Genomic DNA, 14,857 nt, shown 5'->3' on the forward strand with positions numbered 1-14,857 from the left:
CGTCGGCGGGCCGGAGCACTCCACGCTCTCGAACGACGCGTTCCCGTCGCGCGAGTTCGATTTCATGCTCTCCAACCCGCCGTACGGCAAGAGCTGGAAAGCCGACCTTGAGCGCATGGGCGGCAAGGACGGCATCAAGGATCCGCGCTTCGTCGTCCAGCATCGGGGCGAGGAACTGTCGCTCGTCACCCGCACGAGCGACGGCCAGATGCTGTTCCTCGTCAACCTGCTCAGCAAGATGAAGCGGGCGACCCGCCTCGGCAGCCGCATCGCCGAGGTGCACAACGGCAGTTCGCTTTTCACCGGGGACGCCGGGCAGGGCGAGAGCAACATCCGCCGCTGGATCATCGAGAACGACTGGCTGGAAGCCATCGTCGCGCTGCCGCTCAACATGTTCTACAACACCGGCATCGCCACCTACATCTGGGTGCTGACCAACCGCAAGCCGGCGCACCGCCAGGGCAAGGTGCAGCTGATCGACGCCACGCAGTGGTTCAAGCCGCTGCGCAAGAACCTGGGCAAGAAAAACTGCGAACTGTCGGAAGAGGACATCGCGCGCATCTGCGACGTGTTCCTGAAGTTCGAGGAGACCGGGCAGTCGAAGATCTTCCCGAACGCCGCCTTCGGCTACTGGAAAGTGACGGTCGAGCGCCCGCTACGCCTGATGGGCATAGACCCCGAGCAGGCGTATACGCCGAAGGAGATCAAGACGCTGAAGGAGACCGCCGAGCGCGCCGACGACGCGCCGTGCGTCATCAAAAAGATCCACAAGAAGGGGACGGCCGCCGACCCGCTGCGCGGCTTGTTCGAGGTGACGATCGAGGGCAAGCCTGCCGTGGTCGAATACGAGCCCGACCCGGATCTTCGCGACACCGAGCAGGTGCCGCTGCTGGAAGACGGCGGTATCGAGGCCTTCATCCGGCGCGAGGTGCTGCCTCACGCGCCCGACGCTTGGTACGTGCCCGAGAGCGTCAAGACCGGCTACGAGATCAGCTTCACCCGCTATTTCTATAAGCCGCAGCCGCTGCGAACTCTGGAAGAGATTCGGGCGGACATCCTCGCGCTGGAGAAAGAGACCGAGGGATTGCTCGGCGAGATCATTGGGGGCAAGTCATGAAGGACGCGCAGAAGCCAGACCATGTCAGCCTGACCACGCTGATCGGCCGTCTGCGCGAAGGCCGCTACGTGATCCCCGACTTCCAGCGCGAATTCGAGTGGAAGCCATGGGACATCCGGGAGCTTCTGCGCTCGATCTTCCTCGACTACTACATCGGAAGCCTGCTGCTGTGGAAGGGCAAGCCTGAGAACTTCGCCGCATTGGCTTGCGAGCCGCTTTATGGGTTCCAGGGCAAGGCGGACCCCTCGCACATCGTGCTGGACGGCCAGCAGCGGCTGACCGCGATGTACTACGCCTTCCTGGCGCCGGATGTCCCGGCACCCAGTCGCCAGAACCGCTTTCTTTACTTTATCCGCGTCGATCGGTTCATGGAGGAAGCGTACGACCAGGCCTTCGAGTACGACTGGACGCAGCGCGGCGAAAAGCTGCTTGAAGATCGCGCCGCGCAGTTCGACAGCCACATGTTTCCGCTCGCCGTGGTGGGCCAAGGCGGATGGGCGCTGCCCAACTGGGTGCAGGACTACGAGAAGCACTGGCAGGCAAAAGAGAAGGAGGCAGCGCAGGCCGGCGACGGCCCTGCGGCCGAGATTGCGGCACGACACGCAGCGAATGCCCGGGCGTTCGGCGAACACCTGAAGGGCATCACGGAGCAGTACCAGATCGCGTACATCGAGCTCGATCGCGACCTCGAGCTGGACAAGGTCTGCGACATCTTCACGCAGATCAACAGCCGCGGCATCCGACTCGACGTGTTCGACCTCGTCAACGCACTGCTCAAGCCCAAGGGGTTGCAGCTCAGGCACCTCTGGCGGGAAGCTGCGCCGCGCCTGGAGTTCGTCGAAAGCGAGCGGCTCAACGTCTACATCCTGCAGGTGATGTCGATCTTGCGGCAGGCTTACTGCTCACCGAAGTACCTGTACTTCCTGCTACCCGGGCAGGAGAAGAAGGTGCGCGAAGCCGGTGGCTCGCTGCGCAAGGAAGTGCTCGTGCCCACTGTGCAGGACTTCGAAAGGCGCTGGCGCGATGCGGTGGATGCTCTCGAACGGGCGATCAACCTGCTGCGCCACCCGCAGGAGTTCGGCGCAATCTCGTCGCAATACCTGCCGTACGTATCGATCCTCCCGGCGTTTGCCGCGGCGCTGGCCGCGGCGCGATCGCTGCCTGCCAACCGGCAGCTCGACGGCCAGCGCAAGCTGCGCCACTGGTACTGGGCCAGCGTATTCACGAACCGCTATTCCGGGTCCGTGGAGTCGACGACCGCGCGTGACTATTTGGATCTGAAGGCCTGGTTCGACAACGACGACGCCGAGCCTGCGCTGATCGCAGAGTTCAAGGCCCGCTTCCGGACGCTGGACCTTCGCCGCGAGACGAAACGCGGAACCTCCGTCTACAACGGTGTCTTCAATCTGCTGGTCCTGCGCGGTGCGCGGGACTGGATGGCGGGTACCGTGCCGCAATTCGGTGATCTCGACGACCACCACATCGTCCCGAAAAGCAAAGCCAAGGAGCTGAAGCTCGAGACTTCGGTCGATACGATCCTGAACCGCACGCCCCTGACCGCCGACACCAATCGTAACGTGATCAACGACCGGCTGCCGAACGAGTATCTGCCGGAACTCATCGCAGCCAACGGCGAGGCCACGGTCCGCGCGACGCTCGAGTCGCACTTCATCTCGCCGGCGGCCTTCGACATCCTGCTGCGAAAGCCCTTCGCCGCCGGCGACTTCGAGGACTTCCTGGCCGAACGGCAGCGCACCATCCAGGAAGCGATCGAGGACCTGCTAATTAAAGAGCGGCTGGATCTGCCGCCGCAACTGCGCGAGCTCGACGCGCAGATCGAGAAGATCGAGCTGGCCCTGCGGCAAGCGATCTGCGAAGCCCTTGCGGGCGACGAGTCGAAGCTGCCGCCGCACGTCCAGCAGAAGATCAACGAGCGGCTCCAGTCCATGGCCAAGAAGAACGCCGCGCTCGACGCAAATCACTACGCGACACTGGCCGGCAAGCTCGAGTACGCGGACCTTCGAGAACTGCAGGACACCGTGGCGAGCAAAGCGCTTGGCCCGCTGTTTCAGGCGCGCTTCCCGAACAAGGAGACGCTGTCCAAGCGCTTCGATCAGCTCGCGGAGCTGCGCAACGGCATCCGCCACAGCCGCACCGTCGATGAGGTGACGCGCAAGGAAGGCGAGGCGGCCATCTTGTGGTTCAAGCAGGTGCTCGGGCCATGATTCAAACAGGGCATGACGAGGGCCTCAAGCTGGCTCGTCTTCTCATGGTGCTGAGCAGCGTTTCGCCGCTCTTCATCCTATGGGCGATCCGTGGCACGGCTCTGATTCCCGATGTCTACTTCCTTACGTTCTGCGCAGCGATGGTCGTGGGACCAAATGCCTTCCTCTGGTATCGCATCCGGATCGCCCGCCAGCGAGGTGACACGAGAGAGCTAGCCATTGCGGCCGTCGAGGACAACCGGGAGCACTTGCTCGTATATCTGTTCGCGATGCTTCTGCCGTTCTACGCCGACACGCTGGCTACCTGGCGCACGCTGGCCGCAGCGTTGGCGGGGCTGGGGTTCGTGGTGTTCATGTTCTGGCACTTGAACTTGCATTACATGAACATTCTCTTTGCGCTGTTCGGCTACCGAGTCTTCAGCCTGTACCCAGCGGCAGACGGTAATCCTCTGAGTGGACGAAGCAACTACGTCCTGATCACGCCGCGTGTGAGCGTTGCATCCGGAGAGCGTATCCGAGCCTATCGGCTGAGCGATACCGTCTATTTCGAGGCGCGGAGATGAAGCTGCAATTCGATCTGCAGAGCATCAAGCACGTCGAGTTCGGTGTCGGGCGAGACATCGACGACGCTCGCACCTATGCCTACGTTCCAGTTGACGCTGGCGTGCAGCAAGCGTTGCGCGAAATGGTTGATGCAACCTGGGCGGCAATGCGGCAGCTAACCGCTGATCCGCCGCTATACGAACCTTCGGAGAAGCACGCTAGCGAGGAGTATCTGCACCTTCCGCTTGACGACGAGTTGAGCGCGCCTCTGAAATCGCTCCATGAGGCCGTCAACCTCGACCCAGCAGCGAACGCGCTTCAGGACCCCGGAAAGGTGTTCTGCTACTTCGCCCGTCTGACCGACGCCAAAGGGCGAAAGCTCACCGCGCTGCGGCGTGCCACTCAGTTCAAGGGCGTCCTGAAGAATCGGCTGATCAGGTTCGCCGATGACACCCTCAGGATCATCGAAGACCGGGTCTTCAAGCTCGACACGGACTTCGACGTTCTCATCGATGATGCCGCGATCCACATCCTTAGGCCGAGCGGGTTCGAGTTTGCCGGGCAGCTTCAATCGGCGATCTTGGCGGCGGTACCCAAAAACGCAAAGGCGCTTCAGCACGACATCGCCTTCGTCGATTTCGGCGGCATCGCGGCCTATGCGGCCACGCATCCGCGGGCGGCGAGGTACCTCGCGTCCATTCGTGGGCAGAAGGAGTCGAAGAACATCGACAAGCGCAATCTCAAGAAACTTTGCAAAGCGACCGGCGTGGATTTCAGCGAGATCAACGGGAAGCTTGTTGTCGATGAGGGTCACGTCATGGGCTTCTTGGAGGTGCTTGATCGTCGGCGCTACGAAGTCGAACTCGTCAAGGATCAACCGGAGCACTATCGAGCGGCCAGCCGCGCGCCGCTTCAGAAGAAGCCCGGAGGCAAGCCGTGACGGAACGGCAGACGCTGCTCGAGTCGATCGCCCAGACCACCGCTGACTACCGAGCGGGTGATCTTCCGGCGCCGACCGCCGAGCATGTCGACCGTTGGGTCTGCCAGTTCGGCGCGGAGGTTCAGGTTCCTCTGCTTCGGGAACTCGACCACGTGCTCAAGCAGACGTACTTTGCGCGCGCGACGGTCAGTCAGTTCTTCGGAAGGCAGATCGCGCACAAGACTCTCGCTGGGGGCCAACCGTGCGATTTCTGGCGCAAGGCACATTTCCTGGACATCCAGCAGAACGGTCACAGCCAGGCGGAGATCCGGCAGCTTTTCGGCGAAGCCCTGAAGACACAGTGTGGCCTCGACATCGAGCAGTGTGGCGTCGACGGAGGCGACTTCATCTACCTCGATGACGTACTGTTCACAGGCGGGCGCATCGGTTCTGACTTGTCGTCCTGGATTGACAAGGCTGCACCACCTCAAGGTACGGTTCACGTGCTGGTTATCGCTGCTCACCGGTTCGGCGAGTGGAAATGCAAAGAGCGCCTGAAGGATGTCGCAGGGCAAGCAGGCAAGAATCTGAAGTTCGAGTTTTGGGCTGCGTTGCGCATCGAGAACCGCAACAGGTACCGCGCGACCTCTGAAGTGCTGTGGCCCGCCGTGATCCCGGATGACGCGACGTTGAAGGCATATATGGCCGAGGAACGGAAGTTCCCGTTCGAGCCGCGAGCGCCTGGTGGAAAGCTTGAGCACCAGATCTTCTCGTCGGAGGACGGTCGCCAGCTTCTCGAACGCGAACTCCTGTTGGCAGGCATGCGCATTCGCTCCTTCAGCCAGAACCCAAGCAGGGCCCTGCGCCCGCTCGGCTTCAGCCCCTTCGGTCTGGGGTTTGGGTCGATGATCGTCACGTATCGCAATTGTCCGAACAACGTACCGCTGGCTCTCTGGTGGGGCGACCCCGAGGCTGGAGCGGGTCACCCGTTCTCCAAGTGGTATCCGCTCTTGCCGCGAAAGACCTACGCACAGGATATCGATTCCGATGTCTTCGACCTCTGAGCGCCAAACGAACGACCAGACGCGGACCTACGACCGCGCGAGCAGCGTCGTCTTCCTGAAGACGGATGCACCGTTCGGCGGCCTGTCCAACATGGCGGGCGGTTTCCCGCTGCATGTGCATGGCACCCGCATCTACACATCCGAAGCGCTGTATCAGGCCTGCCGCTTCCCGCACCTGCCGGAGGTCCAACGGCTGATCATCGGGCAGGCGAGCCCGATGACGGCCAAGATGAAGAGCAAGCCGCATCGCAAGGACTCGCGCCCCGATTGGGATCGGGTGCGCGTCAAGGTGATGCGCTGGTGCCTGCGTGTCAAGCTGGTGCAGAACTGGGCGAAGTTCAGCGAGCTCTTGCTGCGGACAGGCGATCGACCGATCGTCGAGGAGTCACGCAGGGATGACTTCTGGGGCGCGAAGCCTGTGGACGACCAGACCCTGGTGGGCATGAACGTCCTCGGGCGCCTGTTGATGGAACTGCGGGAAGCTGTCAAGTCGCAAGGGCGCGACGCGTTCTTGACCGTGGAGCCACCGGACATACCTGAGTTCCTGTTTCTTGGTCGGCCGATTACGGCGATCGGCGAGAGTGAGCTGACAACAGGGGATTCCAAAGCGACGCCTGCCCCTGTTTCCAGTTCCCGTCGGCCTGTGCAGGATGGCATCGATCAACCGTCGCTGTTCGATGCCCCATCGGCAAGGGAAGCGCCGCCGCCCGCATACGTGACGCCGAAGGCGCCCGGAGGCGCGCCGTTGGGTGACCTCAAGCCGTATCCCGCGATGAAGGACTCCGGGGTGCCGTGGCTTGGGCAGGTACCGGAACATTGGCAGGTCTCGCCTGCGTTCGCCGTGTACAGACCGAGGCAGGTCAAGAATACCGGCTTGGGCGAATCGACCGTGCTGTCGTTGAGCTACGGCCGAATCATCGTCAAAGCGCCCGAGAAGTTGCGTGGTTTGGTGCCCGAGTCATTCGAGACCTACCAGATCGTCGAACCGGGCAACATAATCGTTCGCACCACGGATCTGCAGAACGACCAAACGAGCCTCCGGGTTGGGCATGCGCGCCATCGCGGCATCATCACCGCCGCGTACATGTGCCTGGAGACGAAGCCGATCGTGCTGAATGAGTTCGGCTATCAATACCTGAACGCCTATGACCTGCTGAAGATCATCTATGGGTTCGGCTCCGGGCTAAGGCAGAACCTTGACTTCAGCGACATCAAGCGCATGCCTGTGCTGGTGCCGCCAAGAGACGAACAAGCCGCCATCGTCCGCTTCCTCGACCACGCGGACCGGCGGATTCGGCGGTACATCCGCGCCAAGCAGAAGCTGATCAAGCTGCTGGAGGAATACAAGCAGGCCATCATCCATCGCGCCGTCACCCGCGGCCTTCACCCCAACGTCCGCCTCAAGCCCTCCGGCGGGGAGTGGCTGGGGGATGTGCCGGAGCATTGGGAGGTCCTGACGCTCCGACGCGTCATTACGCGTGCAGTTGATGGGCCGCACCACTCGCCGCGGTATCTGGACAGCGGGATCCCGTTTCTGTCAGCGCGAAACATTAAGGCTGATCGTTGGAGTCTCGGCGATGCTAAGTACATCTCCGAGGCGGATTACGCGGAGTTCAGCAAGCGCGTTGTACCCGAGGTTGGCGACGTTCTATACACGAAAGGGGGTACGACAGGGGTCGCACGCGCAGTCGACCTACGCTTTCGATTCCAAGTCTGGGTTCACGTGGCGGTCTTGAAGGTGAAGAGGTACAAAGTCCTGCCCGAATACCTTGCGCTCGTCCTGAACTCTCCTCCTTGCTACGAGCAAGCTCAACTATTCACCCGTGGGGCGACCAACCAAGATCTCGGCCTTGGCCGAATGAAGGGGATTGTGCTCGCCCTCCCTGGGCTCTCCGAGCAGGAAGAGCTTCTCAGGGCACTCGAAGAGCGTACCCGCGGTCTGAACGACGCGGCTGAGAAAGCACGCCGCGAGATCGATCTACTTTGCGAATACCGCACCCGCCTGATTGCCGACGTGGTCACCGGCAAGCTCGACGTGCGCGAGGCGGCGGCGCGGTTGCCGCAGGAAGCCGAAGACCTCGAGCCGCTCGACGAAGCCGAGGTCGAGCGCGACGCGGAGGAGAGCGACGCCGGCGACGGCGACGCAATGCCCGAGGAGGCCGAGGCGTGACCGTGCCGGCGCAGCCGAAGCTCTATCACATCGCGCACGTTGACCGGCTGCCGTCGATCGTGGCTGATCAGTGTCTCTGGTGCGATCGAGAGGTCGTGCGGCGGGCGCCACCCGGCACCACAATCGGCATGAACAGCATCAAGCAGCGGCGGCTCAACGAGCTTCGCCTGGCCAGTCATCCGGATCTGTTCGTGGGCGATTGCGTGCCCTTCTACTTCTGCCCGCGCTCGGTCATGCTGTACCTGATCTATCAGGGCAATCACCCGGAGCTGAGCTACCGGGGCGGACAGGGGCCGATCGTCCACTTCGAAGCCGACTTGCATCGGGTCGTCGCCTGGGCCGACGCGCAGCCACGCCGCTGGGCGTTCACGCTGTCGAACGCGGGCGCGCGGTACTTCGAGGACCGCAGCGATCTCGGCCAGCTCGGCGAGATTGACTGGGGCGCCGTACATGCCACGGACTGGCGCCAGTGCAAGGACGGCAAGCAGGCCGAGTTCCTGCTGGAACAGAGTTTCCCCTGGCATCTGGTGGAGCGCATCGGCGTGCAGTCGCGCGCAACCTACACCGCGGCAGTCAATGCTCTGCCGGCGCACGGACACAGGCCACCGGTCGAGATTCGGCCGGAGTGGTATTACTGACGACAAACGAGGAGCCCGCCATGATCGAGTACCGCAGCGGCGACATCCTGAAGAGCGAGGCGGAAGCGCTCGTCAACACGGTCAACTGCGTGGGCGTGATGGGGCGCGGCATCGCGCTGCAGTTCAAGAACGCCTTCCCTGAGAACTTCAAGGCCTATGCGGCCGCCTGCAAGCGCGAGGAAGTGCAGCCGGGCCGCATGTTCGTCTTCGAGACCGGTCGGCTCACGCCGCCGCGCTACATCATCAACTTCCCCACCAAGCGCCACTGGCGCGGCAAGAGCCGCATCGAGGACATCGAGGCGGGGCTCACGGCGCTGGTCGCTGAGATTCGCGCCCGGCGCATTCGCTCGATCGCGCTGCCACCGCTCGGCGCCGGGCTGGGCGGGCTCGATTGGTCGGCCGAGGTGCGTCCGCGCATCGAAGCGGCGCTGCGAGCACTCGACGATGTGCACGTCATCGTGTACGAACCCCATGGCGCACCAGCCTCGGACACCATGAAGCATCGACGCGAGGTGCCGAAGATGACCGCGGGGCGGGCCGCGCTGGTCGAGCTGATGCACCGCTATCTCGGCGGCATGCTCGATCCCTTCGTCACGCTGCTGGAAGTGCACAAGCTGATGTACTTCCTGCAGGAGGCGGGTGAGCCGCTCAGGCTGCGCTACAAGGCCGCGCCGTACGGTCCCTACGCCGACAACCTTCGCCACGTGCTGCACGCGATCGAAGGGCATCTGATCGCAGGCTACGACGACGGCGGCGATGCTCCGGACAAGCCGTTGACGCTGGTGCCGGGCGCGGTGGAGGAGGCGGCGGCGTTCATTGCCGAGCACCCGGAGACGCGCGAGCGCTTCGACCGGGTGGCCGCCCTTGTGGAAGGCTTCGAGTCGCCGTTCGGGCTGGAGCTGCTCTCCACGGTGCATTGGGTCATGCGACACGAAGCGGTGCAGACGCTGTCCGACGTGGTCGCACGAACGTACGCCTGGAACGACCGCAAGCGCCAGTTCACGCCGCGGCAGATCGCGATTGCGGTCGAGGTCTTGACGCAGCAGCGCTGGGTGCCCGCGCTCGCCGAACACGTGCCAGGGTGACGATGACCACGGACAGGCGCCAGTAGGGCGTCGAATCCCTGATCCTGGCTTGAGCCCCGTCGGTGGACTGGTCAATCATTCCCAAATTGGGTACGATCATTCCCGATATGGGAACGTCCAGAACCAAATCACCCCCACCCACGCCGACCGCGCTGGCGGACGTGCTGTTCACGCCGGTGCAGCAGCGCGTGCTGGGCTTGCTGTTCGGTCAGCCCGAGCGGCGCTTCCAGAGTGCGGAGCTGATCCGTCTGGCGGGCGCCGGCACCGGCGCCGTGCACCGCCTGCTGACGCGGCTCGCGGCCACCGGGCTGCTGCAGGTGGAGACGGTGGGCAATCAGAAGTTCTACCGGGCGAACGAGCGCGCTCCGGTGTACGCGGAGCTCGTCGGGCTGGTGCGCAAGACGGTGGGGCTCGCGGGGCCGCTGCAGGCGGCCCTGGCGCCGCTCGCCGACCGCATCGCGGCGGCCTTCGTGTACGGTTCGGTGGCCAAGGGCGCCGACCGCGCGGCGAGCGATATCGACCTGATGGTGATTGCCGACGATCTGGATTACGCCGCCCTCACCGCCGCGCTGGCGGCGGCGGAGGAAAGTCTCGCGCGGCCGGTGAGCCCGAACCTGATGACGCGCGCCGAGTGGCGGCGCAAGCGGGCCGAGGCCGGGAGCTTCGCGGCGCGCATCGCGGCACAGCCCAAGATCTTCGTGATCGGCGCCGAAGATGACCTCGGCTGAGTTCGACAACCTGGTGCGCATCGGCAAGCTCAAGCGCGAGCCGCCGTCCGCGCGGGAGTTGCGGGGCCTGCTCGCTTCCGCGCGTGAGCGGCTCGCCGACGCCGACAACTCGGCGCTCGCCTTCGCCAGCCGCTTCGACCTGGCTTACAACGCCAGCCACGCGCTCGCCCTCTTTGCGCTGCGCCGCACCGGCTACCGCTGCGACGCACGGTACCTGGTATTCCAGACGCTGCCGCACACGCTCGGCATGCCGGTGGAGGTGTGGCGGGTGCTGGCCAAGGCACACGAGCGGCGCAACCTCGCGGAATACGAGGGTCATCTGGAGCACGACGAGCGTCTGCTGGCAGACATGCTGGTGGCGGCGCGTCGCGTGCTGGCAGCCATCGAGGCCCTGCCGGAATCGGGCGTTTCAGGGTGACCGCGAGCACGATGAGCGAGCGGCCGTTCAGCGACACCTCCGAGCGCGGGCTGGAACGGCTGATCTGCACCGCGCTGGCCGGCGCGCCCTGCGACCCAGGCGTCCCGGCCAACGTGGCGCAGCAACGCCCGGCGACCTACGCCGCGGGCTGGATCTGCAGTGCGCCGGAGGATTACGACCGCGAATACTGCGTGGACCTCGCGCAGCTCTCGGCCTTCCTGCGCGAGACGCAGCCCGAAGTATGCGAGGCGCTCGACCTCGGCCAGGACGGGCCGACACGGCGCAAGTTTCTCGCGCGGCTGCAAGGCGAGGTCAGCAAGCGGGGCACCATCGACGTGCTGCGCCACGGCCTCAAGCACGGGCCGCACCACATCGACGTGTTCTACGGTACGCCGTCGCCGGGCAATGCCAAGGCCGCGGAGCGCTATGACGCCAACCGCTTCAGCGTGACGCGGCAATTGCGCTACAGCCGCGACGAGACACAGCGCGCACTCGACCTGGCGCTGTTCATCAACGGTCTGCCGATCGCGACCTTTGAACTCAAGAACAGCCTGACCAAGCAGACGGTGGAGGATGCCGTCGAGCAATACAAGCGCGACCGCGACCCGCGCGAGAGGCTGTTCGAGTTCGGGCGCTGCGTGGTGCACTTCGCGGTGGATGACCACGAGGTGCGCTTCTGTACACACCTCAAGGGGAAGGGCTCGTGGTTCCTGCCCTTCAACTTGGGCTGGAACGACGGTGCGGGCAATCCGCCCAACCCAAACGGGTTGAAGACCGACTACCTGTGGAAGCGCGTTCTCACCCGCGCGGGCCTGACGGACATCCTCGAGAACTACGCGCAGATCGTCGAGACCAAGGACGAGAAGACCGGCAAGAAGAAGGCGCTGCAGATCTGGCCGCGCTATCACCAGCTCGACGTGGTGCGCCGGCTACTCGCCGACGCGCAGGCGAACGGCGCGGGCCGGCGGTATCTGATCCAGCACTCAGCGGGCAGCGGCAAGTCGAACTCGATTGCCTGGCTCGCGCACCAGCTCATCGGCCTCGCGAAGGACGGGACGCCGGTGTTCGACTCGATCATCGTCGTCACCGACCGGCGCATCCTCGACCAGCAGATCCGCGACACGATCAAGCAGTTCGCGCAGGTGGGCGCCACGGTCGGGCATGCCGAGCACTCGGGCGATCTGAGGAAGTTCATCGCCGAGGGCAAGAAGATCATCATCTCCACGGTGCAGAAGTTCCCGTTCATCCTGGACGAGATCGGCGCCGAGCACCGGGGCCGCAGGTTCGCCATCGTGATCGACGAGGCGCATTCGAGCCAGGGCGGGCGCACGTCGGCGGCAGTGTCGATGGCGCTCTCTCCGGGTGGGGTCACCGACGAAGACGAGACGCTGGAGGACAAGATCAACCGGCTGATGGAGGCCAAGAAGCTGCTGCCCAACGCGAGCTACTTCGCCTTCACTGCCACGCCGAAGAACAAGACGTTGGAGATCTTCGGGGAGCCTTGCCCGCAGCCCGACGGCACGGTTAAGCAGCGGCCGTTCCACAGCTACACGATGAAGCAGGCCATCCAGGAAGGCTTCATCCTGGACGTGCTGAAGTACTACACGCCGGTCAACAGCTACTACAAGCTCGTCAAGAAGGTCGAGGGCGACCCGGAGTTCGACACCAAGCGGGCGAAGAAGAAGCTGCGCCGCTACGTCGAAAGCCACGACCACGCGATCCGGCTTAAGGCCGAGATCATGGTGGACCACTTCCACGAGCAGGTGCTGGCGCTGAACAAGATCGGAGGCGAGGCGCGCGCGATGGTGGTCACGAGCGGCATCGAGCGCGCGATCCAGTACTTCCACGCGTTTCAGGCCTATCTTGCCGAGCGTAAGAGCCCGTACCGGGCGATCGTGGCCTTCTCGGGCGAGCACGAGTACGGCGGCACGAAGGTGACCGAAGCGTCGCTCAATGGTTTTCCGTCCAGCCAAATCGCCGACAAGATACGCGAGCACCCGTACCGATTCCTGATTTGCGCCGACAAGTTCCAGACCGGTTACGACGAGCCGCTGCTGCACACGATGTACGTGGACAAGCCACTTTCGGACATCAAGGCGGTGCAGACGCTCTCGCGTCTCAATCGGGCGCATCCGAAAAAGCACGACGTGTTCGTGCTCGACTTCATGAACGACGCCGAGACGATCCGGCAGGCGTTCGCCGACTACTACCGCACGACTATCCTCGCCGATGAGACGGACCCGAACAAGCTGCACGACCTGAAGGCCGCGCTCGACGGCTACCAGATCTACGCCGCGAAGCGGGTAGAAGAGTTCGTTGCCCTTTACCTGGGCGGCGCGGAACGGGACAGGCTCGATCCGATTCTCGATGCTTGCGTCGCCGAGTACCGCGAGCGGCTGAACGAGGATGGGCAGGTGGACTTCAAGGGCAAGGCCAAAGCCTTCCTGCGCACCTACGGGTTCCTCGGCTCGATCCTGCCCTACACGAACGCCGAGTGGGAAAAACTGTCAATCTTCCTCACCTTTCTGGTTCCGAAGTTGCCGGCACCGGTGGAGGAGGACCTCTCCGGAGGCATCCTGGAGGCGATCGACATGGACAGCTACCGGGTCGAGAAGCAGGCGGCGATGAGGATCCAGTTGCCGGACGCGGACGCCGAAATCGAGCCGGTGCCGACCTCCGGCGGCGGCCGCAAGCCGGAGCCCGAACTTGACCGGCTGTCCAACATCATCCGGGCCTTCAACGAACGGTTCGGGAACATCGAATGGTCCGACGCTGACCGCGTGCACAAGCTGATCACGGAGGACATTCCGAACCGCGTCGCGGCTGACACCGCCTACCGCAACGCCAGAAAAAACTCCGACCGGCAGAACGCGCGCGTCGAGCACGACAAGGCGCTGCGTCGGGTGATGACCGCCCTGATGAAGGACGACACGGAGCTTTTCAAGCAGTTCATGGACAACGACTCGTTCCGGCGCTGGTTGACGGACACCGTGTTCGAGCTGACCTACGAACGGCAGGATGCCGGTGGGTGAACGCGCGGATCAAACGCAACCGCGCAGCTCCGTGACACGATCGGCCGTTGGCCCGCCGGCGGTGACGAAGCACCGGTTCACAGGGCGCACTACGAAGGCGAGGAACGCGCACTGCGTGGATACCGATTCCGATTGTTTGCAAGGGGCGGCACAAACCCTCCAGGCTTCGCCGAAAGTCGTCCCGGACGGTTGCGTCCGCGGGGCTCTGGCGCGCATGTAGCGGAAATAGATCGCGGCGAGCAGCGGTCGGGCTGTCATCGCTGCGCCGTTAGAATCGCCGCTTCCCCGAGGAGGCGCCGATGAGCGAACCTGTCACGCGAATTTCCCGTTACACCTCTGATGCGATCTACTTGCGCGGCTAAGGTTCGCGTTCGAGCCGAATCCTTCGGTCAGCAACAGCCTCACGCAGGTTCCGGGCGTAGAATCTTGTCGATGAGGTTCACCCGCATCACGGTCAATCCGGCGCAGTTAGATGGCTAGATGGAGGGCCCTGCATTCGCGGGCTGCGGTTTCCGGTCGCCACGGTCGTGGGAATGGTCGCGGACGAAATGACCGAGGAGGAGATTCTCAAGGCATACCCTGATCTCACGACGGTCGACATCCGCGAGGCGCTGAGATACGCCGCCGAGGCGGTCCGCGAGGGCGCGCTGCGCCCGAGAAGCGTTTTGTAGCAATGGAGATAGACCTCTAGGATGAGCCGCAGGAAGCGGGGCCATGAGCAAAAGAGAGAGCCTTGTAGGTCGTCATATAAGAATTGAAGGGATGTCGTACGCACCGACCAATGAACAAGGTGTGGTTTTCCTGTTTGGTCGGCTTGCCCCAAGGCTCGGCTTCGACGTTGAGGTCATACAAACGGGCTTCCCAGATTGCATCGCGCGGCGCAATGGAAAGACCTGCCGAATCGAATTTGAGTATCGT

Annotated in this window: 12 protein-coding genes and 1 pseudogene; 12 read left to right on the forward strand and 1 reads right to left on the reverse strand. The window is 63.7% G+C overall.

What is annotated here, in order from left to right; genetic code table 11:
• The 12 genes and pseudogenes from VNM24_06045 to VNM24_06100 form a co-directional block, all read left to right on the forward strand.
• Nucleotides 1-1,117: N-6 DNA methylase (locus VNM24_06045; protein ID HWQ38164.1), on the forward strand; the 1,117-nt coding region annotated here is incomplete at its 5' end.
• Complete coding sequence (locus tag VNM24_06050; GenBank protein HWQ38165.1) at nucleotides 1,114-3,342, forward strand: DUF262 domain-containing protein; 2,229 nt, start codon at nucleotides 1,114-1,116, stop codon at nucleotides 3,340-3,342. The genes VNM24_06045 and VNM24_06050, both read left to right, overlap by 4 nt.
• Nucleotides 3,339-3,905 (forward strand): hypothetical protein, encoded by a 567-nt coding sequence (locus tag VNM24_06055; protein HWQ38166.1) that lies wholly within the window; start codon nucleotides 3,339-3,341, stop codon nucleotides 3,903-3,905. Before VNM24_06050 ends, VNM24_06055 begins: the two co-directional genes overlap by 4 nt.
• Entirely contained in the window at nucleotides 3,902-4,825 is a 924-nt protein-coding gene (locus VNM24_06060; protein ID HWQ38167.1) for a Kiwa anti-phage protein KwaB-like domain-containing protein, read from the forward strand. Before VNM24_06055 ends, VNM24_06060 begins: the two co-directional genes overlap by 4 nt.
• Nucleotides 4,822-5,868, forward strand: coding sequence for a hypothetical protein (locus tag VNM24_06065; protein HWQ38168.1), 1,047 nt, complete (start codon nucleotides 4,822-4,824; stop codon nucleotides 5,866-5,868). Before VNM24_06060 ends, VNM24_06065 begins: the two co-directional genes overlap by 4 nt.
• Nucleotides 5,852-8,038, forward strand: a complete 2,187-nt coding sequence (locus VNM24_06070) for an NADAR domain-containing protein (GenBank protein HWQ38169.1) — start codon at nucleotides 5,852-5,854, stop codon at nucleotides 8,036-8,038. The genes VNM24_06065 and VNM24_06070 overlap by 17 nt, the downstream gene beginning before the upstream one ends.
• Entirely contained in the window at nucleotides 8,035-8,676 is a 642-nt protein-coding gene (locus tag VNM24_06075) for a DUF4433 domain-containing protein (GenBank protein HWQ38170.1), read from the forward strand. Before VNM24_06070 ends, VNM24_06075 begins: the two co-directional genes overlap by 4 nt.
• A gap of 20 nt (nucleotides 8,677-8,696) precedes the next feature.
• Nucleotides 8,697-9,761: a macro domain-containing protein gene (locus tag VNM24_06080; GenBank protein HWQ38171.1), complete on the forward strand. Its 1,065-nt coding sequence runs from the start codon at nucleotides 8,697-8,699 to the stop codon at nucleotides 9,759-9,761.
• Nucleotides 9,762-9,868: 107 nt separating this feature from the next.
• Nucleotides 9,869-10,489 (forward strand): nucleotidyltransferase domain-containing protein, encoded by a 621-nt coding sequence (locus VNM24_06085; protein HWQ38172.1) that lies wholly within the window; start codon nucleotides 9,869-9,871, stop codon nucleotides 10,487-10,489.
• Nucleotides 10,476-10,907 (forward strand): hypothetical protein, encoded by a 432-nt coding sequence (locus tag VNM24_06090; protein ID HWQ38173.1) that lies wholly within the window; start codon nucleotides 10,476-10,478, stop codon nucleotides 10,905-10,907. Before VNM24_06085 ends, VNM24_06090 begins: the two co-directional genes overlap by 14 nt.
• 11 nt (nucleotides 10,908-10,918) lie before the next feature.
• Nucleotides 10,919-13,939 carry a type I restriction endonuclease subunit R gene (locus tag VNM24_06095; protein ID HWQ38174.1) on the forward strand — a complete coding sequence of 1,007 codons (3,021 nt, stop codon included), beginning with the start codon at nucleotides 10,919-10,921 and terminating at the stop codon, nucleotides 13,937-13,939.
• Between the two features lie 488 nt (nucleotides 13,940-14,427).
• A pseudogene (locus tag VNM24_06100) lies at nucleotides 14,428-14,610 on the forward strand (DUF433 domain-containing protein).
• Nucleotides 14,611-14,626: 16 nt separating this feature from the next.
• Here the strand turns inward: VNM24_06100 and VNM24_06105 are convergent.
• Nucleotides 14,627-14,857, reverse strand: a 231-nt coding sequence (locus tag VNM24_06105) for a hypothetical protein (GenBank protein ID HWQ38175.1), incomplete at its 5' end; no start/stop codon positions are given.

The sequence above is a fragment of the Burkholderiales bacterium genome (assembly GCA_035560005.1).
Lineage (GTDB): Bacteria > Pseudomonadota > Gammaproteobacteria > Burkholderiales > Eutrophovitaceae > DASRFY01.